Here is a 21,600-nt window from a genome sequence, read left to right on the forward strand (position 1 = left end):
CGGAGAGCCTGTCGGCTCTTAAGTTGGCCTGACGGCCAACTACGGGCCTGACGGCCCGTAAGGTGACACCTCGTCATGCCTGACGGCATGACTGTGCGTTGGGTGGGTTGGCCCTGACGGGCCAACGGGGACGAAACAGGGCGGGGCCTGGCGGCCCCGCTGTCGTGTGTTTCGGGTGTCATGCCTGGCGGCATGACGATGGGGTTGGGGTAGTGAGGGTTCCCTGCCCTGGCGGGCAGGGAGTTGGATAGGTGTCGGCGCCTACGGCGCCGTGATGTCGTAATGATTTGTTAGACAGTTATCCGGTTACCCTCCGCCTCTGTTGTGGGCCGGGGCTGCAGGGGGCCTGGCCCTGACGGGCCAGCAGAGTGGGGTGAGGCAGGGCCTGGTGGCCTCGGGGCATGCCTGCCGGCATGTCCCGTTTCATGCGGTGGCCCCGCTGTCGCGGGGCTCGGTGACCGGGCTCGCCCATACTGGCACTCGCCGAGCGGTGATCGGGATGTCTGCCATGTCCTTCGTTCCGTACGCGCCGTGTCGTCCCCTCCTGCCGGAGCCAGCCTGGTACGTGCCGGACGACGTCGACGGAAGTCTTAGTGCGTGTTTCTGATCCCCGGATCCGAGTAGCGCTGACCCTGATGCTGGCGTTGTGTCCCAGGGTGTCGCCTTGCGGATCTCTAACCGAGCTGGGCGCGTCGGCAGGTTCCGGTGAATACGCGTCCGAGTTGGTCGTCCAGCGCGGCGAGGATCGCCGGTTTCGGTGTGCCGTCGGGGTCGATGTGCGTGTGCAGGGCGAGTCCTTCGGCGAACGCGACGATGTGCAGGGCCTGGTCAGCCGCATCGATCCCCTGAGCGACCTCGCCGCATACCGTGCCATTTCTGATGGCCTGGGCGACGCGTGAGCGGATGCCCGTGAGGGTCTCTCTCTGGACGTTGGCAAGGCGGGCGTTGTGCGCGGCCTGGTCTGCGAAGGCGAGACGGACCAGGAATTCGGCGCGGCGGGCGTCGTCGAGCGGTATGAGCTCGGTCAGCGCCTGCCGCAGCATCTCGGCGATGGTGCGGCCTTCGGCCTCGCCTCGGTTCACCAGTTCGTCCACTCGTGCGGTGAAACGCCCGTTGACGCGGGTGAACGTGGCCAGCAGCATCTCGTCCTTTGCCGTGAAGTAGTGCTGCACCAGGCCGACGGACATGCCCGCTTCTGCGGCGGTCCGCGCGACGGTTACGAAGGTGAGGCCGTGTCGCACGATCAGGCGTTGGACGGCGTCGGTGATCTGCCCGTGGCGGGCGTCATGGTCGGCAACTCTCGGCACGCGAGGACGGTATCGCGTGCTATAACCGTACGTCTATATTGCTACCGGAGAGGGCCCTTGCGATGATCCGACGACGCTCAACCCGCCTGTTAGGCCTGGGACTTGCTCTTGCTCTCCTGCTGCCACCCGGTATGGCCACCGCGGGCCAGGCCAGTGACGGACAGACGGCTGGCAGCCGCCGTGACCCGGCCCTGCAGGCCCTGGTCGAACAGGTGGTGGCCGACCCGAACCCCAACCCAGGCGCCTTCCTGCGAGCCCGCCGTGGCTCGGACGACCGCTTCGGCGCGGCCGGCGTCGCCGACCGATCCGCTGGCACGCCTATGGCACCGGACCTGAAGTTCCGCGCCGGGAGCGTCACCAAGACCTTCACCGCAACGGTCGTCCTGCAACTCGTCGCCGAGCACCGGTTGCGACTCGACGACACCGTGCAGAGCCTGCTGCCCGACCAGGTCCGCACCGACAACGCACTGTCCGGTGCGCCCATCACTGTCCGCCAGCTGCTCAACCACACGAGCGGGCTGTACGACTACATCGACGGGCTGCTTCCCCACTTCCGCAGGCTTGACCAGTACTGGCCCCGCGACCAGCTGATCAGCATCGGTCTTGCCCAACCCCGGTATTTTCCGGCTCCCGGCACCCGATTCCGGTACTCCAACACCAACTATCTGCTGCTCGACCTGCTCGTGGAACGGATCACCGACCGCGACCTGCGCACCAACCTCGAGCGCCGCGTCTTCGCCCCCCTCGGGCTGCGCGACACTTCGTACCCGCTGGCGCAGACCGCCATCGACGGAGCCCATGTACACGGCTACGCGGACGTTTCGCTCCTGCTGCCGAACGCGCCGGAACCAACCCGTTTCGACGTCACCGCGTTCAGCCCATCCGAGGCTGGTGCATCGGGCGCTCTCGTCACGACCGCGGCCGACATCGCACGCTTCTACCGGGCCCTGCTGCAAGGACGTCTCCTACCCCCAGACCTGCTTCGCCGGATGCTCACCGACACGGTCCCCACAACCGGCAGCGCTCCGCCCGAGGTCGCCTACGGCCTTGGTGTCTACGTCTACGCCACCGGCTGCGGCCGTGCGTACGGCCACGGCGGCAGTGCACTCGGGTACCTGACCTTCGCCCTCAACAGCCGCGACGGGCGCGACCAACTCGTCGCCCACACCAACTGGAACTCGTTCGCTAGCGGCGGGATCGACGAGGACTTCTGGGCTGCCTTCCAGCGGGGTTACTGCGAAAGGCCGTAGATCAGACTGCCTCGGTGCCAGGTAGTACGGACTGACGTCGCGCGGGGCTACGGCGCGGCGCAGCTGGCCGGCGCGGGCTTTCTTGTCCAGCTGGGGGTGGCGCCTTCCCGGGCCAGGCGCCTGGTCATGAGGGTGATGGCTGCCCAAGTGATCAGGGTCTCGGAGTGCTGGATGAGCCGTTCGTAGTCCCTGGCGTGGCGGCGTGCGTGCATCATCCACGCAAGGCTGCGTTCGACGACCCACCGGCGGGGCAGCACGACGAACCCGGAGGCGTCCTTGGGGCGGCTGACGGGCTTGATGGTGAGATTGAGGTGCTGTTTTGCCCAGTCGACGAGCTTCCCGGCATAGGCGGAGTCGGCCCAGACGATCGTGATTTCGGGGTGCATGAGGCGGAGGCGGAACAGGACTTCCTTCGCCGCGGCGGAGTCGTGGAGGTCGGCGGGGGTGACCATGACCAGCAGGGGCAGTCCGCGGGTGTCGACGACCAGGTGGCGCTTGCGGCCGTTGATTTTCTTGCCCGCGTCGTAGCCGCGGGTGGCTTTGGAGACGGTCTCGGCGGCCTTCACGCTCTGGGAGTCGATCACGGTGGCCACCGCGCGGGGTCCCTTGCCCAGGTCGCGGCGGATCCTCCCCGAGAGATGGTCACGGATCTGCCCGATGACTCCGCAGGCCGCCCAGCGGGCCATGAACCCCCAGACCGTGCGCCAGGGCGGGAAGTCCGCGGGCAGGGCCCGCCACTTGCAGTCGGTGTCGACGACGTAGCGGATCGCGTCTACGATCTCGCGGCGGGGATGCTTCTCCGGCCTGCCGCCGGCGCATGTCTCGCAGGCCGGGGTGGGTAACAGCGGCTCGATCAGCGCCCATTCGGCGTTCGTGGTGTCCGAGGGATAGCGGCGCGAGCGCATGACGAGGGCCTTCGGGCTGTGCGGTGGTCCGCCCGGTCGGGCGGACCACCGCAGGTCAGGAGCTGTGGATGAGGTCAAGGGTGGACTCGATGGAATTGAGCTGGGCGACGATGTGCTTGACCCACTTGTCGCCCGGGTGGGCGGCGGCGTGCGGGGCGACGGTGCTGGTGATGAACCGGCGGAACTCCGTGAGCTTCTCTTTGACCACGGCCCGTTCGTATGCCTCCAGCACGTCCCGCTCGGCTCCGAGCTGATAGCCCGTCGCCCTGTTCCAGGTCAGCGGGGGCCATCCCTTCTCCGCCGCCTGGTCCTTCAGCGCAGCGAGCCCGGAACGGACCTGGCTCGGAGTCAGGTCGCTCGCGCGTACCAGCTGAGGGAACTCAAGGCCGGCGGGTCTGGCCTCGAACAGCACGAACCGGACGGTGTCCGCGTGGCGTCTGGCCGCATCGCCCCGTCGCCGTGAGGCGCGGGGCATGCCTACTCGCTCTTCAGCAGGCGGGCCAGCTCGTCGTCGACGTCGACCTTGCCGGTGTCCACGGCCATTTCGACCCAGTCGAGCGTCGCCCGCTTGCGGGCGACGTTCTCGTGCACGATCGTGCGCTCGTCGTCGCTGAAGGTGTGATTGCGCAAGGAGGGGACGATCCGGCCCGCGGCCGCGACGAAGGAGTGGAAGGCCGTGACCAGGTCCAGGAACTCCATGCTCCGCTCGATGTGCCTCACGGCCGGGGCGACGGGGCTGGTGCGGTCGAAGTCCTGGCGGGCTTGCCGGTGACGTTCGTTCTGGGCATGGTTGACCTGGAAGCGTGCGGTGTCGTCGCTCATCGCCTTGAACGCGACGTCCGGCCGGCGCAGCAGGCTCGTCGCCGCCGTCGCCGCGACCGACTCGTCCCGCGTGAACTCCTCCACCGCCCGGACCTTCTCCTCCACCGGCACTTTGGCCGCGACCTGCGGACGCTTCAGGAAGTCGGTGGTCACTGCCGCGGCGACCTCCTCGTCCTGGGCGAGGGAGTGGATCGCGGTGACCTTCTCCTGGGGCGTGACGGGGGTTTCGACCTGCTGTCCCACCCGCCGGTTCGCGTCGTCCGTGGTCCACCGTGCCCTGCCGTCCGGCAGTGTCTCGATCGCCGCGAACCGCTCGTCCTCGTCGTCGATGTTCGCCAGGATCCGGTGCACCGTGTACGAGGCGATCTTCGGCTGCCGGTGTTCTTTCGGCCAGCGGGAGGCCACCCACCTCGTGGTCTTCACCGTCGCGACAGAAAGCCCGATGTCGTCGGCGAGCCGCTTCAGCGACTGCTCGACCGTCCAGGGCGTCTCCCCGACGAGCCCGCCCCGCTGCCGCATCGGCTCGATTTCCAGAGCGCCATCGCCGATCGTGAACTGCCCGCGTGTCTGTTGCTCGACCACGGCCCGCAGCTCTGCGACGATCTCCTCGTAGCGGGACTGGCTGACGTTTCCGACCTTCTCGGTCTCCTCGGTCATGGTGTCTCACCACCAACTGCGGTCCAAGGAACGGCACTTGAGGCCGCGACGGATCAGGGCCCGCTTCCGGAATCGAGAGTCAGACCGAAAATCCTAAGATCACAACGAATGACCGCAAATAACCGTATACCGACCGGAGTTGGGCTGGGGATGCGTTTGCCCAGCGGTTACTGTGACCGTTCGCCGTACGGTTCCTTCCGGCGCCTCCAGGCCCTCACCTTGCACCGCGTCGAGCAGTACATGGCATCCGACCGGCGGTCGACACCGACCACCCACCGGTCCCCGCACTCCGGGCACTCCGCCTCGCCGGCGCCCTTCTGAGCTGCCGCCAGAAGTCGGCGCAGCCGACGTTCCTTCCGCCACTGCCTGGCACGACAGGCCGACGAGCAGAAGTCTGCCCTGGGGCGGGCATCCGGCCTCAGCCGTTCACCGCAACCCCGGCAGATCCTCTCCCCGGCCCGTCCGGCGTCCTCGGACACCGAGCCAGCCTAGGACTCCAGGCTACTCAGAGCCGGGGATCAGAAACACGCACTTACTGTCGAATTGCAGGCCAGCCAGGGCGACGGGGTGGGCATCGTGGTGTCCGGCACCGAGGTAGCCGATCGGCAACGCAGCGGTCGCAGCATTCGAGATCTGTGTGGCGGTGCGCCCGCAGAAGATGGCTGCGCTGGGTCGGATACCTCACGACTGAGTGCCCATCCCCCAGCAACGGCTTGAGCAGTTCCCCCGCCCTGGAGCACGGCCAGTACACCGTCGGCTGCGGCCTGGGGGGATCCTGCGGCAGTACTGGAGCGGCTGCGGATCGCGGCGGGCGCAATCGGATTCCAGCTGTATTGGAGCAGCGTCCTTGCCCCGCGGCCCGGGCAGCCGCCGACAGGCCGGCGCGAATGCCTCGTGCTGCGGGTAAATGCGCGCCGTGTCCAGCAGCCGGGGCAGTCCCGCCAGCACGCCAGCGCATGAGGGAGCCCGACCCTGACCATATTGGCCATGCGCCGCCTTGTGCGGCTGTGCGCCGATCGATGCGCGCGTACGGATAGTTATGGTCACTAGCGCACGGTGGGTACAACCAGGCAAAGAAGAAGGGCCTTCAGCTCGATCGGCTTCCCAACCAAGAACGTGCTGAAGGCCCAATCCCAGGCGAACCTGGAAGGTGATACGGATGACCGTACAGTGTGGGCATGCCCCCGATGGGGGTTGGGCACACGGCGCGAGCGAGTGGCACAGGGTCGTCATCATCGTGACCATTACGGTGATTGTGACGGCGTGCGCCGGGCTGAGCCCTGAATGGATCACGGCTGCTGCAGCTCTGCTGGCTGTATCGGCTGCGCCTGGCCGGCGGTAGGCCCTGCGGAGTGCCCCGCCCGTCTGCGGGGCACTCCGCTGTCTGCCTCACTTGCCGGTGGGCAGGCGGCCCTGGGGCCAGGGATTCCCTCGGCAGGGCGGCATCAGCGCTGTGTCAGGGTGCGGGTTCGCAAGAGCTCGAAGGACGCGCGACCGTACGCTCGCCGAGCGGCCCCTCTATGACGCGATCAGGTCATTGGGCTGGATCTCGGCCCTGTCGGTTGGTGTCTGGGCGTTCCTCTCCAGAAGTTGCGTTCGCCTGCTTACAGCCCGATTTCGGCCAGGGCTGCTTGTCTGTGAGGGCTGAGGCCGGAGCGGCGGCGGCGCAGGTTGCTCAGCCACTGGCCCAGGCGTACGGGGTCGCCGTCGATCTTCTCGATGTGGCGCTGGGGGACGTCGAGATGGCCTTCGCGTGCGCGGAAGGCGCGTGCGGCGGCCAGCCCGCGTTGGAAGGCGCGCTCGCGTGTCGGCAGGTGGCCCTCCTCCTCCGGGGAGGGGGATGTGCCGGGCAGTTCGACCAGCCCCAACTCCTTGAGCAGTGACTTTTGTTCCGGGTGCAGGCGGCCGGAACGGGCGCGCTGGGTAGCCAGCCAGTACTCTGCCTCGGCGGCAGTCTTGTCGGCTGCCCAGTTCTGGCGGGCGGTGTGGTAGGCGCGTTGCCAGGTGATCGGCCAGGGCGGGTTCCACCACCGGTCCAGGGCGGTGAGGGCTGCGGCGCGCTGGGGGGTGAGGGTTTCGGCGCGGGTGCGCTGGGTGGCCAGCCAGCGGCCGAGGGGGAAGCCGTCGTGGATCTCGTCGACTGGGGCGGCGAGGTGGCCGTGGCGGGCGGCGTAGGCGGTGGCGTGGGCCAGTGCCCGTTCGAAGGCCTGCTGGCGGGGGTCCCAGATGATGCCGAGGCGTTCGAGGGCGTGGACGCGCACGGTGTCGAGGGTGTTCTTGGTGTGCAGGTGGCGTTGCCAGGTGAGCCAGCGGCCCAGGGGGTAGCCGGTGGGGTCCTCATAGGTCTGGGGGACGTCGAGGTGGTGGTGGGTGTGGCGGTAGCTGCGGGCTGCGGCCAGGCCTCGGCGCCATTCGGCGCTCTTGGGGGCAAGGACGCGCAGGGAGAGAGCGAGGGCGACTTCTTCGGCCTGGGTGGGGCGGTCGAAGCGGAGCCAGGCTTCGGGGTCCTCGCCGGGCATGGTGGGGCGGTGGGTGCGGGGGTCGGAGAGGCGGGCGTCGAGGCGGTCGTCGTGGGCGCGCAGGGCCTGGATGGTGCGCCACAGGGGGGTGTAGGCGTCGGCGCCGAGGAGGTCGTCGGGGTCTTCGTCGGGGGTGAGGTAGACGGGGACGACGAGGGTGGCCTTCTTGCCTGCGCCGGGGGTCTGACGCAGGGCGCGGCCGACGGCCTGGACGGTGTCGACGGGGCTGTTCTTGGGGTCGGCGAAGATGACGGCGTCGATGGCGGGTACGTCGATGCCTTCTCCCAGGACGCGAGCGTTGGACAGGACGGCCGGTGTGTCGGGGGTGGTGTGGGAGGCGAACTCGAGCAGGAGGCGGCGGCGGATCTGAGGGGTGTGGTGGCCGCTGATCCAGTCCGCCCATAGTTCTTCGGGCCGCAGTTCGGCGGGGAGGGTGGCGGCGGTGTCGGTCAGGGTGGTGGCGAAGGCGCGGGCGTCGGCGACGCGGTGGTGGAAGGTGAGGATGCGGCGTAGCCGGTGGTCGTGGATGGCGCGCAGGGCGGCGACCTGGCGGCCGGCCAGGCGCAGTCCGTCGACGCCGGCGCCGGGTCCGGTGGCGAGCCAGTCGCGCAGGTCTTCGTCGGTGACGACGGGGACGAGGATCTGGTAGTCGGCGAGCAGGCCGAGATCGATGGCGTCGGAGAGGTTGAGGTGGTAGGCGACGGGGCCGAACAGGTTCTCGTCGTCCATCGAGGCCACCGTCTCTGCACCGTCACCGTCCTGGGCGTCGTCGCCGTCCCAGATGCGGGGGGTGGCCGACAGGTAGAGACGACGGGCGGCGGGAACCTGGTCGTCGTGGTGGACCGCGGCCCATGCCTTGCCCAGACGGCCGGCGGTGCGGTGGGCCTCGTCGACGACCACCAGGTCCCAGGGGGGCATGTGGTGGTCGCGGTGGGCGGCGATGACGGCGGGCAGGGAGGCGTAGGTGGCGTAGGCGGTGACCGGGCCGGAGCGGGGTGGGGTGGCGAGGGCGGTCAGCTCGCCGGGGTCGGTGGTGAGGGGGATGTCGGCGCCGAGTGGCTCATGGTCGAGGGCCTGGCGTGCCGAGCACACCGCGATGGAGGAGCCTCTGCGTCCTGCGGCCCGCCAGGAGCGGATCGTCTGCGATAGCAGGTCCAGCGTCGGCAGGAGTACCAGGACTCGGCCGCGGGGGGCGATACGGGCGGTGGTGCGTGCGGCAATCAGGGTTTTGCCCGTGCCGCAGGCGGCGATCACGCTCGCGCGGGTGTGGTGGCGCAGCGTGGCGGCAGCGGCGGCGACGGCTTCTTTTTGGTGGGGCCGTAGCTCGATGTCGGGGGCCATGGAGGTGCAGCGCTCCGTGGGGTCGGCTGGGTGCTCAGGAGGGCGTGGCGAAAGCTCCGCTCTCCTGAGCAGGTTATTCGGCTGCTTCGGTCAGGTGGGCGAGGGTGGAGCCGGTGGGGCCTTTTCGGACGTGGAGGCGCTGGGTGATGCGGCGGCGTAGTTCGGGGACGTGGCTGACGACGCCGACGGTGCGGTCGTGGGCGCGCAGGGAGTCCAGGACGTCGAGGACGTTGTGGAGGGTGTCGTCGTCGAGGGTGCCGAAGCCTTCGTCGATGAAGAGGGTGTCCAGGGGGTTGCCGCCAGCTTCGTGAGTGACGACGTCGGCCAGGCCGAGGGCGAGGGAGAGGGAGGCGAAGAAGGATTCGCCGCCGGAGAGGGTGTCGGTCTTGCGGGGGTGGCCGGTCCAGGAGTCGGTGATTTCCAGGCCGAGGCCGGAGCGGGCTCCGTGGGCGGCTTGGTGGTCGGAGTGGCGCAGGGCGTAGCGGCCTTCGGACATCAGGTGCAGGCGGGTGTTGGCGGCGGTGACGACCTGTTCGAGGCGAGCGGCCAGGACGTAGGCCTCCAGTTGCATGCGGACGCGGGTGCCGGATGCGGTGCCGGTGGCGAGGTCGGCTAGGTGGCGGGCGGTGCTGTGGGCCTGTTCGAGTGTCTTCAGGCGCTCGACGACTTCGGCCAGAGCGGTGGTGAGGTGGGTGAGTTCGGTGGTGCGGGTCTGGGCGGTGCTGGAGGCGGTGACCGCTTGGGCGTGCTGGTCGTCTGCTGCGGCGCGCAGGGCTGCCGCTGTTTCGATGTCGGCGGCCGGCTGGGCGGCTGCTTCTTGCAGGTCGGGGTCGTCGAGGACGGCTTGGTGAGAGGCGCGGGCCTCGCGCCATTTGTTGATCTTTTCCTCGAGGTCGGTCAGGTCCTGCTCGTTGAGCAGGGCCTGTTCGGCTTCGGTGAGCGTGCCGAACCCTTGTGTTGTGGCAGCGTCGGTGGCTTCGCTGGTGCGAGTGTGCAGGGTTTGGCTTGCGGTGGCTGCGGTGTGGGATGCCTCGGCTGCCTGCTCGAGCTGGTCGGCGGTGCGGGTGAGGTCGTCGATGCGGGCGGCGAGGGTGGGGGCGGTGCCGCGGGCGGCGTCGAGTTTCGCGGTGAGTTGTGCCTGCCGTTTGGACAGGTTGTCGTAGTTGGCGTTGCGGTCGGACAGGCCTGCGGTGGCGGTGCTGTCCTGCTGGGTCATGGCAGTGTGTTCGCGGTCGAGCGCGAGGAGTTCCTCCTCGACACTCCTGCGGTCGGCGGCTCGCTTGAGGGAGTCGGCCAGCTGCTTGGTGAGTGTGTCGTGGTCGGCTTTGAGACTGGCCAGCGGGGTGTCGCCGGCTTCGCCTGTGGCAGCGGCGGCGTCTTCGCGCAGTTGCTGTACCTCGGCTGCGATCTTGTCGCGTTGCTGCTGGAGGCGCTGGTGGGTTTTTTCGGCGGCTTGTTCGTCCTCGCGTGTGGGATGCCCGTCAGGTGCCTGGGCGAGGTTCGGGTGGGAGCAGGAGCCGCATACCGGGCACGGTGCGCCGTCGGTGAGACCCTCGGCGAGTTCGGCGGCCATCCCCTCGGTACGCCGGCGGCGGATGCCGATGTGTGCCTGGGCGGCCTTCTCGGTCTCTTCCTGGGCGGCGGCCAGGCGCTGCTCGGCGGTGGTGATCTGTGCGCGGTGGGCGTCGCGGCGTTCGGCGGCCGTCACGCGGCCATTCAGGCTCTCCAGCTGGGTGTGCTGGCGACGGCTTTCTTCCTCGGCCTCGCGGGTCGCCTCCCGGCGGATCTCCAAGGCGGTGCGCTGGGTGGTCTCCCTTTCGAGCCAGTCGCGTGCGGTGCGCTGCTGGACGGCGAAGTCCTGCCGCTCGGCGTCGATCCGCTTCAGTTCGGTAGTGAGCTGGTGGAGTCCGGTTTCCTCAGGAAGGAGGGTGTTCAGCACGGCGATGTCATCGCGGATGCGCTGTTCTGTCGTGGCGAGGTCGGCGGCCTCCAGTGCGGCGTGTTCGGGGAGGAGCTGGGTGCGGGCGTCGCTTTCACGGCTTTGGGCGCGGGTGTGGTCGGCGCGGGCGGTGCTGAGGGAGTGCAGCAGTGGTGCCAGTTGCTGGGCCCGCCGAGCCTGTTCCCGGCGCTGGGCAAGGGCTTCTTGGTGCGAGGTCTGCTCGTCCAGCCGGTCCAGTTGTTCGCGGGCGGTGGTGTAGGTGGTCTGCTGTCTGTGCAGTTCGCGGGCGGCTGCTTCCAGTTTTTGGTGGGCGAGTTGGTTGTTTTTTGCGTTCTCGGCGTCTGCCTGGGCGGTGAGGGCGTCGGCTTGGCTGGCCTGGATGAGGTCGCCTGCCCAGGTCAGTGCGGGGTCGGTCAGGGCGTGCGCGGCGTCGGGGGTGGGGGCGTCGTGCTGGGATTTCAGGTCGGGGCCGGCGGCCTGGTGGATGCGGGCTGCTAGGTGCAGTACCTCGTCGCGGGCGGCGTCACGGTTCTTCTGGGTGGTGCGGCTGTGGTCGCTCAGCCAGCGTTCGATGAAGGCGTAGCGGTCGGTGTGGAAGAGCTTGCCGAGGAGTTCGCGGCGCTTGGCCGCGTCGGCGTAGAGGAATTTGGTGAATTCGTTTTGGGGCAGGAGGACGACCTGGCAGAACTGGGTGCGGCTCATGCCGAGGAGGTCCTTGATCTCCTTGCCTGTCTCCTGGTGGGACTTGCTGGAGGCTTCCCAGTGGCCCTTTCCCGCGGAGTCGGTGGTCCACCGGCTGAGCCGGGTCTCGGCCTTCTGGAGGGTTTCGCCCGTGCCGTTCTTCTTGGGGCGCACCTGTTGGGGGACGCGGTCGATGAGCATGCGGTGGCCGGAGATGGTGACGTCGAGGGTGACCTGGGTGAGCAGGTCGGCTGGGGCGTGGTGGCTGCGCAGCTCCAGGGTGCGGTCGACCGGGGGTTCGCCGTAGAGGGCGAAGCAGATGGCGGTGAACAGGGTGCTTTTCCCGGCGCCGGTGTCGCCGTGCAGGAGGAACAGGCCGTCGGCGGACAGGGAGTCGAAGTTGACGGTGTGGGTGCCGGCGAAGGGCCCGAAGGCCTGCAGGGTGAGGTGGTGCAGGCGCATCAGATGGTTTCCTTTTGCAGTTCGTTCACGCGGGCGGCGTCGACGGCCTGTTGGAGCAGGGCGTGTTCGTCGGGCGTGGGTGCGCTGCCTCGCAGGTCGGTGATGAAGTCGCAGGCGATGTCGATTTCGGTGCGGCCTTGGAGGCGTTCGGTGTAGGTGGGGGTGTCGGTGGCCTGGGCGGGGATGAAGGCGCGCTGGTGCTTGAGGCTGAGCGTGTGGGGGAAGCGGCGGCGGAGCCGGGCCATGGCTTCGAAGGGTAGGGCCGGGTCGGTGAGGGTGACCTCGAGCCAGGCGTCCTTGAGCGTTTCGTGGTCGGGGTGGTTGAGGAGGTCTTCAAGGAGGCCTTGGATGCGTTCCAGGCGGTGGGGGGTGGGGCTGGGCAGGCGGGTGACGGTGGGGGCTGCGCCGGGGGTGAGGTCGACCAGGGTGAAGGACTTGGTGTGGTTGGTCTCGGAGAAGGAGTAGGGCAGGGGGGAGCCGCTGTAGTGGGCGCGGTCGGTGATCTTCTGGGGGCCGTGGAGGTGGCCGAGGGCGACGTAGTCGATGCCGTCGAAGACGTCCGCGCCGACGTGGGCGACGCCGCCGACGCTGATGTCGCGTTCGCTGGCGGACTCCTCTACCCGGGGTTCCTCGCTCTGGCCGGTGCTGGGGGTGACGAAGGCGTGGGCGAGAACCACGGAGCGGGTCTTGGCCGGCTGGTGGTTGGTGAGATCGGCGTGGATCTTGTCCAGGGCGGCGGTCAGTACCGCGCGGTGGGATGCGGTCTCTGCCTCGAGCTGGGTGCGGACCATCGATGGTTCGAGGTAGGGGATGCCGTACACGGCGACGGGGCCGTCGGCGTCGTTGAGGACGACGGGGACGTCGCAGGTGTCCGGGTCGGTGCGCAGGTGGATGCCGGCGCGGGCGAAGAGGCCGGATCCGACGCCGAGGCGGTGGGCCGAGTCGTGGTTTCCGCTGATCATGATGATCGGCACGCCGAGGTCTGCGAACTGGTGCAGGGCGCGGTTGAACAGGCGCACGGCATCCAGGCTGGGGATGGCACGGTCGTAGATGTCGCCGGCCACGAGGACCGCGTCGACGGTCTCGGTGCGGACTGTGGCGACCATGTGGTCGAGGAAGGCACGCTGGGCGGGGATCAGGTCTTCTCCGTGGAACCGGCGGCCCAGGTGCCAGTCCGAAGTGTGCAGAAACCGCATGAGCACAGACAGTAACTATTGCGGGGAGGGCTGTGGGTGGTTTTCCTGATAAACGGTGTCTCAGGTGGGCGTGCGGCGCTGGGTGTGAAGGGTTCCTCCGCCTGTGTCGCGTGAGCTTGCAGGCTGCGGTGCTGCCAGGGATTGGCAGTGGTGGGCGGCAGGATATGCAACGGGGAAGGAGGACGTGATCGATATCGCGTTCTACCGGGTTTGCCCCACCGTGGCACCGGGCGGGTGCCGCTGGTGTGGGATCGAAGCGCGAGGGCATGGCCGGCAGCACGTGTCGGGGGTGGGCTGGCATGCCTGGCCGCTGGCGTTTTCGTCGACGTGCACCAAAGCCCTTTGAGGAGTCGCCGGGAGCTGCTGCCTGCTCGGCCACAAGTCGGCAGGCCGAATCGTCGGCCAAGGCCGCCGCTACCCCACCGCCCGAACCCGAGGGAACTGGCCGCAGGGGCCAGGGCTTCCCGCCCTGGCCCCTGCGGGTTGCGCTCACCTGCTTCGGCGGCGGCCCCGGCGTGATCGGTGCATCGCAGCGAAGGCCAGTGCCCGTTCGCGTGGCGTGCAACCCCGCGTCATCCACAGCACCGTGGCGTAGCGGATGGCGTCCCGGGTGAGGCGCAGGCCCTGGTTGATGCCCATCCACGGAGCCACGATCTCCGCCCAGTCCGCCGCGTGGTCGAGCAGTTCGTCGAGGTTCATGGGTTCCTCCTGGTCGTGTCGGTTGTTCCGGCACGAAGGAGCGTTCTCGACGGAGGAGTTGTGCAGAACGGAGCCGATCTCGGGTAGCCGCTCGCGCAATTCGCGTACGCTGCCCACCTGGTCGGATAACACTGAGTGGTTGTTTTTCAGTTGCGCCGGGGGTTGAAGAATTGGCCGGTGAAGAACAGCGATGGCATCCTGCGAGTCCGGGTCGGCAGGTCAAGTGGCGGCAGGACATCGAGGGCTGGAGCGAGGATCGGCTTTGGGTCCTGCGTGCTCTGCAGCACTGGATGTGGAGTGCCGCGCACGGCTACGAGGGACGCCGTATGCGCACGGGAGAGCTGGCCTCGTGGTGCGACGTGTCGTCTGGGACTATCTCCACCTGGATCCGCAAGGGCGGGGTATGGGGGGAAGCCGGCCTGCGGTACTGCGAGGAGGCCCGGGCGCGGTCCGGCTGTACGCCTGAGTGCGGCAGCGGCTACGGGGACCTCGCCGGGCTGCGGAAGCGGTACGCGACGGCGTTGTCCGAGAGCGGCGAGGAGCAGGCAGCGGCGCAGCAGCGCTCACGTGAACGACCTGCGGTGCCCGCCTCGTACACCCTTACCCGGCAGGAGATCGAGCGGAAGCTGCCTGTCCTGGCGCAGGCGCAGGAAGGCGCGCTTCGGTCTCTGGAGACGGTCACCGTGAACCAGTTCGGGCCGGGACTGGACCGTGTGACGCTGGCTGAGGTCCGTGTGGAGCGGACAGCCGAGCATCAGGTGCTCAAGCACATCGAGCGCCAGCTGACCGGTGCCGCACCGGGACAGGCCGCCGCTGTCGTCGGTGAGCCCGGTGTCGGCAAGAGCTGCTCTTTGTGGGGGGTGCATCAGGACCTGGTCCGTCGTCAGGACATCTGCCTTGTCCTGCTCTCCGCGACCTCCCTCTTGGCCGGTGGCGGCGGAGGCGCGGACCTGCGCACGCACGAACTACCCGGACTGCTGCTGGAGCACCGCAAGCGGACCGTGGGCGCTCGATGCCGCATCGTCCTGTTGCTCGACACCGCTGACTTGCTGCTGCACCAGCCGGAAACCGCGCATGACTTCGTCGAACTTATCACCGTCCTGCGGTCCGTGAACATCGCTGTGGCCCTGGCCTGTCGGAAGGGTGAGGCCGGTCTGCTCAAGCAGCGCAGGGACAGGGAACACGAGTCCGGCGCCTACACCTCAGTCCTCTCCGACATTCCCCTCGACCGGTACGACGCCGGTCCCGATGACGCCCGTCGGGACGGCTGGGCCCCTGGCTCCGAACTCGCCCGGGCCGTCGACGCCTACGCCAAGGTGTACGCCGCAAAGCGCGACGAGGGCGATCTGCCGCAGATGAGGCGGGCTCTGGCGGACGCGGCCGCGCGCGGTCTCTCCCTCGGTGAGCTGATCCGGCACCCGCTGCACCTGCGTATGGTGTTCGACCTCTACGCCCCCAAGGGGCCGAGTGGATTCGATCTCGATGTGGCCGGTCTCTTCCACGACTACTGGGCACGGCGCGTCGACCGTGATACGCGGCACGCGGTGGCAGCGCCCGGTGCAGAGCCGGAGGATCAGGCGACTTCCTGTGGCCTGGCCGCCGCCGAGCTCGGCCTGGCCACCCTGCGTGAAGGCACCATCGAGCTCCGGCGTGAGACGGCCCGCGATCTTGTTGTGTCCCGCCTTGCCGCGTCCGAGGCCAGGGCGGACCACTGGATCGGCCTGCTGCTGCGCCGGGGGGTACTCGGCGAGCCCTTTTCCGGCCGGTTGCGCTTCCATCACCAGGCGATCGGCGAGTACGCCGCGGGCAGAGGTCTCGCCGAGGCCCCTGCGGGGCTCGAGGCAGCAGTGGGCCGGATCACCGAGTACCCCCAGGATCTGTACCTCGCCGAGGCAACCCGGCATGCCTTCCACTACAGCGACCGGGCGCACGCACACAGATCGAGTCGCTGGTATCCCCGGCTGACGCCCTTGGCCCGGGCTTCGTCACCGGTCGCGCGGGAGACGTTTTTGCGCATCCTCGCCGGACTGCGTCACGCCCCTGACGCCGCCCTGGCCGACGCCGTCCTTCTGGTCAAGGACCCGGACAACGGCAGGCTGCTGGCCGAGCACTACCTGGAATGCCTGAAGGCCACCGGTCAGCCGGCCGAGCACATCTGGCCGACGCTGCTCGGGGCGATCTGGGATGTGGCCGACGGCCCTCAGCGCCGCGAGGTTCTTCGCACCCTGACGGTCCTCATCCGGCAGCAGCGTGCCACTGCTGCGGCCTTCCTGCACGGCCTGCCCGCCAAGGAGATCCCCCGCTACGCCCTCGCGCCTCATCTGACCATCCTGATGCGCCATCTGCACGAGGAGGACGCGACAGCTCCCGCCGGCCGCCGGGAGCGCACCACCGTCGCCGTGATGGACACAATGCTCGACGGCGCCTTCGTACGGCGTGGTGCGCCACTGGAGCACACACTCACCACGCTCGCCGAGCTGGCCGCTGAGTGGCCCCACTCGTACGGTGATGTGTGCCGCGGCCTGCCCAAACGCCTCGCGGAGGTGCCGGAGGAGGTCCCCAAGGACATCGACAAGATCATCGCCTCGGCCGCGGGCTGCTGGACTGCCGCGCAGGCCCACGAGCGCACTGCGGACACCCTGCAGGCCCTGCACGCCTGCCTGGAGGAACTGGCCCGCGGCGAGTTGCCCGTCGCCACCCACCACGTCGTCCTGCACGGCGTGGCCACAACCCTGTGCCATCCCGGCGTCCGTATCGCCGCATCGACGCTGCGTGAAGAACTGACGGCCGCCGCGGCCTGCGCGCCGAGCGACAACACCCGCAAGGCCATCGCCCGCTATCTCCTGCGCCCACTGCTCATGGCCGGCGACACGCCTGCCGGCCGTACGGCACGGGAGTGGTGCCGTATTCAGACGTCGCACGAGCAGGTGGGACAGGACCCGCAGCCGCCCGCCACAGCCTTGGCCCTGACCGCTCTCGGCGTTCTCGGAGGCCAGCGGCTGCCCGCTCCGGTGGTCGCCGCGTCACTGCCCGACGACCGCAGGTCGAAGAAACCGCGCACAAAGACTCTCCTGCCCTGGACCACGCCCCCCTGGGATCCTGAGCTGACCGTCGCCGCCGCAGCAGGCGGCCACCATCTCGCCGCGCATGCCCTCGACCTCCTCGTCGGTGTCACGCCCCACGACCCGGGGACCACGCCGGAAAAGCCCGAACAGGAGCAGAGCAAGAACAGTCCCGGCGAGAACAAGGACAAGAAGAAGCGTCGGCGTAGAGGACAGCAGCCGCGCAAGCGGCTCCCCTCGCCCCGCGAGGAGGTCATCGCCCGCGTACCCGAAGCCCCAAAGCTGCTCCTGCCCTGGCTGCTCCGCGACGCAGAGCACCGCAAGAACACCGACGCCCTCGTCGGCCTCATCCGGGCCCGTGAGAAACAGCTGCCCGCCGAGCATGCCGGGCAACTGTGCCTCACCGCCTCCTACTTGATGGAACAGAAGGACCACCAGGCCACAGCGGCCGCGCACCGGCTGACCGCACGCATGATCAGCCGCGGCCTCACACCGCTTGGCACCCCCGGCAGTCTGGTCGAACAACTGAAGGCGCTACGCACGAGCGCCGTCGCCCAGACCGAGCTGCTGGAGGCAGTGACCCAGGCCCTCACCGACACTCCTGCCCTGTGGGATTTGTCCACCGCACGCACGACCCTGACCCCTCTCCTGGACGAATTGGTCGAGCGGGCCACGACCATGGCCGCCACCATCGTCCGGCCTCAAAGAGGGCAGGAGGCTTACATGCTGGCCGGAAACGCCGCCCACCTACTGAAAGTCCGTCTTGCTGTACTCGACGCCCGCAAGAAACTCGCGGACGGTGCCCACGACCTCGGCCTCGAGGACCTCCACTCGCTGGCCTTCAAGCCAGGCGACCTGTGCGTGCCCCGCGGCCACAACCTGGCACAGCCGGGCAATGTGTGGCCGCATCGGTTCAACGTCATGCCCCGCCTGTGCATCGACCTGCACGAGGCCGGACGTCCCCAAGACGCCGAGCGGCTCCTGCAGTCGGCCGTCACCGCCGCGACCGCCGAATCCGGCCCCTCCGCCCGGTGGCGAAACTTCGCCTGGAACCCCTGGCGCCCTTACCTGCGTCTCCTCGCCAGCGAGCGCTCCCATCTTTACGACCTGCTCATCGACTACGGCCCGCGCGACCACCAGCTCGCCCGGCACCTGCTGGAAGTCGCGGGACAAGCTCTCAGTAACATCTCCGAGGAACTGCACCGACTTCTCACAGACCCGCGATGGCCCGCCGAGCTCCGCGACGTCGCCCGCCGCACCGCCTCCTGGGCAGGCCGCGACGGCGCCAAGTTGCGATGGGACACGGTCTACGACGACATCGAAACAACAGCCGAACAACCAGGCAGTGGGCATTGACGCCCCTTCGAGGCCGTCAACCAGCCTCCCCACCGTCAACTCCCCCGATTTGGCGGGCCGGATCGAGCGGGCTCACCGAGCCACCAGAGGCAGCAACCCGCCCAAAGTGGCCAACCGGCGGCTGCGGGTTACAGCGTGGCGTTCTGGATGCCGATGACGTCGTACAGGTGCTGGCCGTGAGCCCACTTCTTCAGCTCTGGTCGGCCCACGAGGATGAGCCGATGGTGCCGAGCGAAGTCGATGGCCGGCTGGGTAAAGCCGTTGAGCGCAATCATGATGGGAATGTCGGCTCCGTGGTGCGGCCGGGCTGTCCCGTTGAACTTCTGCACGTGCCCGGAGCCGACCGGATTCTGGTACTGCTTGCACTGCAGGATTAGGAGACGGTCCTCGTCGTCGCGTGCGGTGACGTCGACGCCGAGGTCCCCTGCGCCACCGACTCGCAGGGGGCGACGGAAGCCGTCACGCGCCAGGAGGTCGGCACACGCCTGTTCGAAGCCCGTCGCGGTCATCGCTGCGAGCTGCTTCATCCTGAAGGTCAGCGCCTCCGGCTCAGCCACGCCGCCGACCTGCGCGGCGGAGGCATCGTCGGAGCTTACGTACTTGGATGTGCCAGGCCGGGATGCCAAGATCGTGCCCAGCAGAATGAGCACGGTGAGCCCGCCGACGACGAGTCCCGTCAACCAGGGGTGATCAGCGATCAGACCCCACAGGTCCTTCGTGATCAACCGGTTGAGGTCCTCGGTGAGCCATTCCCAGATCATTTTTCCGACGGCCAGCGCAATGACGGCGTACAGCAGGAACTTCAGCGTCGGATCCAAGGACCCGTCTTCGTCGAACACCACACCCCCCAACTGATGGCGCGAGCGGAGACGGCTGCTGGTCAGGCGGCCCGCTTGAACCAGCTGCCGCGAGAACGGGCAGGCAGCTTGAGGAGTTCGTGCAGCGCGGTTCCGTCCTCGGCCCAGCGCCGCAGCTTTCCCCGGTCGATCCAGTGGACCGTGTGCCGGTCTCCCCAGGTCATGGCATCGCGAGTGAAGAATCCGTTGGTGACGACCACCGCATGGTCCGCCCTGTGAACGGGGCCGGCCGTCCCATTCACCGCGTACATCACCGACGAGCCGACCTTCCCGCCGACGCGCGTGTGCTTGGCCTGCACGACGATCCGTCCGAGGACGGCGTGGTCACCGATGACATCGGCGGCCTGGTCTCCACCGCCACCCACCCTCCGGGCCGTCCAGCCGTCACGGACCAGCAGATCCCTCAGCGCATGCTCGAAACGCCGGTCGTCCATGGCATCGAACTCGGCGAGCGTGATCTGCAAGGCAGCCAGACGCGCCCCATCCCGCCGCCGGCCCGCCACGGCTCGTCTGACCCGCCACACCGCAGCAACTCCCCCCAGTGCTGCAAGAGGTAGCAGTGCCGGCCACGCATCGACCAGTACGCCGGCCGACACGGTGACCGTTCGGACGACCATCACCAGCACGGCCAGCGCCACGACGGCCGCTGATGCGACCTCGACCGGCCCGCGGGGGCGCCGCAGGCGCCATCCTCTCCTCATCGGTCGGCCGGTGCGCTGACGGCCGGGTTCGGTTCCGCCGGAGTAGTGGGCGTCGTCGCTTCGAAACCGAACACCTGCCCCCACAGCCAGGCCCCCGCCAGCAGGCCGGCGATCATCCATCCGCTCATCCGCTTGGCGCTCCTGGGCTTCGGGGTGCGGCGGATGTGCCCGCGCACGTAGTGGAATCCGTCTGGTGCCTTCGCCATGCTTTTCCCCTCCCGTCGGCGGCCGCCGCATGCGGCTCGTCCCCAGGAATCGGTGTAGCAGCGGGCACTGACAGCACCCGACGGCAGCCTGACCAGGCAGGACCTCATCCAGCCACGGCCACCCAATGGAATGCGGCACGCGTAAAGCCGGCAGCCTCCAACGAGCTGACCTCGCTGTATGCAGTCTTGAATCCGCAGGACCAACTGGCCCGGCCCTGGGTCGTATCCTGCGGCGTGCACGTCGCAGACGCTGTCACCTGCGGGAACAGCCACTCTCCAAGTCAGACGGATTCCGGTCGGAAACGGCGAGATACAGCGGGGCGCACGCCTTGTACTGTCGTACGCCGGAGCCGCCCCTGGCCACGACTGCAGCATCGACGCCGTCTTGTGAGCTGGTTGCGCATGGAAGTCCGTACTGCCTTGCTTCATGGACGATGGCGCGACAGCCGGTCGGGCAATGCGCCCTGGCGGCGGACGGCGGCGAGGGATCCCGCTCTCCGAAAGCGACCCGGCTGCCGTCTTCCAGGTGGAGCGCGCTCAGCGAGGGGACGGCGGCGGCGAGAATGACGTCGCCTTTGTCCTCGGCCGTCTGGCCGGTGGTGTCGACGAATTCAACGTCGATGTCGTCCAGGTCGATCGACACGCCGAGCTGTGCCTCCTGTTCCAAGAGCATGACGGCCTCGACACCGGCACGTCATGGCCGGTACATGACATCCGCGTCGGAGATGCAGTCGCCGGTCCGGGCAATGCTTTGGATGGCGCCGGCGAGTTCTGCGCCCTCACGGCAGAACAGCATCTCATCGGCATACTGGAGCGGCCAGGGCCCCGGGCCGTCCCAGTACAGTGCGCCGGGCTTGAACACCCTGCCGTCGCCAATCTGCTGTTTCTCGTAGGCGAGAGCTGTGTCCCTTGAGGTGGACCAGCTGCGGATGGGGAGCGGGGGCGGCGCAGTGGCCGCGGTAGGTTCGTCATCCATGGTTGAGGCCTCCTCAGGGCTGAGCGGGATATCTGTATGCTCGCCGGCGAAGGCGATACGGATGCGGTCGAACGTGAAGTCACTGAGGCGTTCCGTCATGGCCTGAAGCGGCCACGTTTTTGGCGTGCACACGCCAGTTGCATGCGCGACCCGCGGGAAATGCTGGCGCGGCACGTCCGGGTGGTCGTGGATGTCCTTCAAGGCGTCGACGGTGATCCGCCGCGCCTCGTGCAAGGTCGCCGGGCCTCCGGCGTCGTCGACGTCTCGTTCATCCCGGTCGCTCTTGTCGATGAAGAGAGCTAGCACCGGCCCAGGCTGCTGGCTACGGTTGTCCCTGGAGCCACGAGGGGGGCGGATGCCTGGCTACGTCTGCAAGGGGTGCGGAGAACCGGTCTGGGCCGAGCCTGGTCACGAGATCCGGTCGGCTGCCGCGCACGCCCAGGAGGCGGGACACGCGAATGCCGGCCTTACACACCCGGACAGCGCACCGGCCCGGCAGATGCAATGGAGGAGCCCACGGCGATCGAGTACGCCGTCGGCCCGCCAGTCGCAGGACGGACTGCCCTCGCAGCGCCGCGTGTTCTTTGGGCTGGCAGTGCTGGTGCTGGCGTTCATCGCCGCTGTCTCCATCGCCGAAGCGCTAGACGACGACCCGCCTGCATTC

General features: G+C 68.6%; 15 protein-coding genes. 2 read left to right on the top strand and 13 right to left on the bottom strand.

Annotated elements, in window-relative coordinates; translation table 11 throughout:
* Positions 1-674 precede the first annotated feature (674 nt).
* Entirely contained in the window at positions 675-1,307 is a 633-nt protein-coding gene (locus tag ACZ62B_RS38415; protein ID WP_469693903.1) for a TetR/AcrR family transcriptional regulator, read from the bottom strand.
* Positions 1,308-1,438: 131 nt separating this feature from the next.
* Here ACZ62B_RS38415 and ACZ62B_RS38420 point away from each other — a divergent pair, with 131 nt between their 5' ends.
* Positions 1,439-2,557, top strand: coding sequence for a serine hydrolase domain-containing protein (locus ACZ62B_RS38420; protein ID WP_469693905.1), 1,119 nt, complete (start codon positions 1,439-1,441; stop codon positions 2,555-2,557).
* Positions 2,558-2,604: 47 nt separating this feature from the next.
* Here the strand turns inward: ACZ62B_RS38420 and ACZ62B_RS38425 are convergent, their stop codons facing one another.
* From ACZ62B_RS38425 to ACZ62B_RS38455, 7 genes are all read right to left on the bottom strand, one after another.
* On the bottom strand, positions 2,605-3,462 hold the full coding sequence (locus tag ACZ62B_RS38425; RefSeq protein WP_469693907.1) for an IS5 family transposase: 858 nt from the start codon (positions 3,460-3,462) through the stop codon (positions 2,605-2,607).
* 55 nt (positions 3,463-3,517) lie between these two features.
* Positions 3,518-3,937, bottom strand: a complete 420-nt coding sequence (locus ACZ62B_RS38430; protein WP_469693909.1) for a RacP protein — start codon at positions 3,935-3,937, stop codon at positions 3,518-3,520.
* A 2-nt stretch (positions 3,938-3,939) separates the two neighbouring features.
* Positions 3,940-4,941: a DUF6192 family protein gene (locus ACZ62B_RS38435; protein WP_469693911.1), complete on the bottom strand. Its 1,002-nt coding sequence runs from the start codon at positions 4,939-4,941 to the stop codon at positions 3,940-3,942.
* A gap of 1,604 nt (positions 4,942-6,545) precedes the next feature.
* A complete protein-coding gene (locus tag ACZ62B_RS38440) occupies positions 6,546-8,801 on the bottom strand; it encodes a helicase associated domain-containing protein (RefSeq protein WP_469693913.1) in 2,256 nt (751 codons plus the stop codon).
* A gap of 73 nt (positions 8,802-8,874) precedes the next feature.
* Complete coding sequence (locus ACZ62B_RS38445; RefSeq protein ID WP_469693914.1) at positions 8,875-11,883, bottom strand: AAA family ATPase; 3,009 nt, start codon at positions 11,881-11,883, stop codon at positions 8,875-8,877.
* A complete protein-coding gene (locus tag ACZ62B_RS38450; protein WP_469693916.1) occupies positions 11,883-13,079 on the bottom strand; it encodes an exonuclease SbcCD subunit D in 1,197 nt (398 codons plus the stop codon). The genes ACZ62B_RS38445 and ACZ62B_RS38450 overlap by 1 nt, the downstream gene beginning before the upstream one ends.
* 489 nt (positions 13,080-13,568) lie before the next feature.
* Positions 13,569-13,778, bottom strand: a complete 210-nt coding sequence (locus ACZ62B_RS38455) for a hypothetical protein (protein WP_469693917.1) — start codon at positions 13,776-13,778, stop codon at positions 13,569-13,571.
* Between the two features lie 326 nt (positions 13,779-14,104).
* Here ACZ62B_RS38455 and ACZ62B_RS38460 point away from each other — a divergent pair, with 326 nt between their 5' ends.
* Positions 14,105-18,196 (top strand): hypothetical protein, encoded by a 4,092-nt coding sequence (locus tag ACZ62B_RS38460; protein WP_469693918.1) that lies wholly within the window; start codon positions 14,105-14,107, stop codon positions 18,194-18,196.
* Positions 18,197-18,324: 128 nt separating this feature from the next.
* Here the strand turns inward: ACZ62B_RS38460 and ACZ62B_RS38465 are convergent, their stop codons facing one another.
* From ACZ62B_RS38465 to ACZ62B_RS38485, 5 genes are all read right to left on the bottom strand, one after another.
* Positions 18,325-19,035 carry a restriction endonuclease gene (locus ACZ62B_RS38465; protein ID WP_469693920.1) on the bottom strand — a complete coding sequence of 237 codons (711 nt, stop codon included), beginning with the start codon at positions 19,033-19,035 and terminating at the stop codon, positions 18,325-18,327.
* 41 nt (positions 19,036-19,076) lie between these two features.
* The gene (locus ACZ62B_RS38470) at positions 19,077-19,754 is read right to left on the bottom strand and encodes a restriction endonuclease (RefSeq protein WP_469693922.1); all 678 of its coding nucleotides are present in this window, start codon (positions 19,752-19,754) and stop codon (positions 19,077-19,079) included.
* Complete coding sequence (locus ACZ62B_RS38475) at positions 19,751-19,960, bottom strand: hypothetical protein (RefSeq protein WP_469693923.1); 210 nt, start codon at positions 19,958-19,960, stop codon at positions 19,751-19,753. Before ACZ62B_RS38475 ends, ACZ62B_RS38470 begins: the two co-directional genes overlap by 4 nt.
* Positions 19,961-20,213: 253 nt before the next feature.
* Positions 20,214-20,633 carry a hypothetical protein gene (locus tag ACZ62B_RS38480; protein WP_469693925.1) on the bottom strand — a complete coding sequence of 140 codons (420 nt, stop codon included), beginning with the start codon at positions 20,631-20,633 and terminating at the stop codon, positions 20,214-20,216.
* Positions 20,634-20,654: 21 nt separating this feature from the next.
* Positions 20,655-21,242, bottom strand: a complete 588-nt coding sequence (locus tag ACZ62B_RS38485) for a hypothetical protein (RefSeq protein WP_469693927.1) — start codon at positions 21,240-21,242, stop codon at positions 20,655-20,657.
* Positions 21,243-21,600: the final 358 nt, after the last annotated feature.

Source organism: Streptomyces sp. NPDC053426 (assembly GCF_055585405.1).

Bases quoted from the DNA above. Each gene is read 5' to 3' on its own strand.
- ACZ62B_RS38420 (WP_469693905.1), top strand. From the start codon at position 1,439: ATGGCCACCGCGGGCCAGGCCAGTGACGGACAGACGGCTGGCAGCCGC.
- ACZ62B_RS38430 (WP_469693909.1), bottom strand. From the start codon at position 3,937: ATGCCCCGCGCCTCACGGCGACGGGGCGATGCGGCCAGACGCCACGCG.
- ACZ62B_RS38440 (WP_469693913.1), bottom strand. From the start codon at position 8,801: ATGGCCCCCGACATCGAGCTACGGCCCCACCAAAAAGAAGCCGTCGCC.
- ACZ62B_RS38425 (WP_469693907.1), bottom strand. From the start codon at position 3,462: ATGCGCTCGCGCCGCTATCCCTCGGACACCACGAACGCCGAATGGGCG.
- ACZ62B_RS38470 (WP_469693922.1), bottom strand. From the start codon at position 19,754: ATGAGGAGAGGATGGCGCCTGCGGCGCCCCCGCGGGCCGGTCGAGGTC.
- ACZ62B_RS38445 (WP_469693914.1), bottom strand. From the start codon at position 11,883: ATGCGCCTGCACCACCTCACCCTGCAGGCCTTCGGGCCCTTCGCCGGC.
- ACZ62B_RS38480 (WP_469693925.1), bottom strand. From the start codon at position 20,633: ATGCTCTTGGAACAGGAGGCACAGCTCGGCGTGTCGATCGACCTGGAC.
- ACZ62B_RS38460 (WP_469693918.1), top strand. From the start codon at position 14,105: ATGCGCACGGGAGAGCTGGCCTCGTGGTGCGACGTGTCGTCTGGGACT.
- ACZ62B_RS38450 (WP_469693916.1), bottom strand. From the start codon at position 13,079: ATGCGGTTTCTGCACACTTCGGACTGGCACCTGGGCCGCCGGTTCCAC.
- ACZ62B_RS38475 (WP_469693923.1), bottom strand. From the start codon at position 19,960: ATGGCGAAGGCACCAGACGGATTCCACTACGTGCGCGGGCACATCCGC.
- ACZ62B_RS38455 (WP_469693917.1), bottom strand. From the start codon at position 13,778: ATGAACCTCGACGAACTGCTCGACCACGCGGCGGACTGGGCGGAGATC.
- ACZ62B_RS38435 (WP_469693911.1), bottom strand. From the start codon at position 4,941: ATGACCGAGGAGACCGAGAAGGTCGGAAACGTCAGCCAGTCCCGCTAC.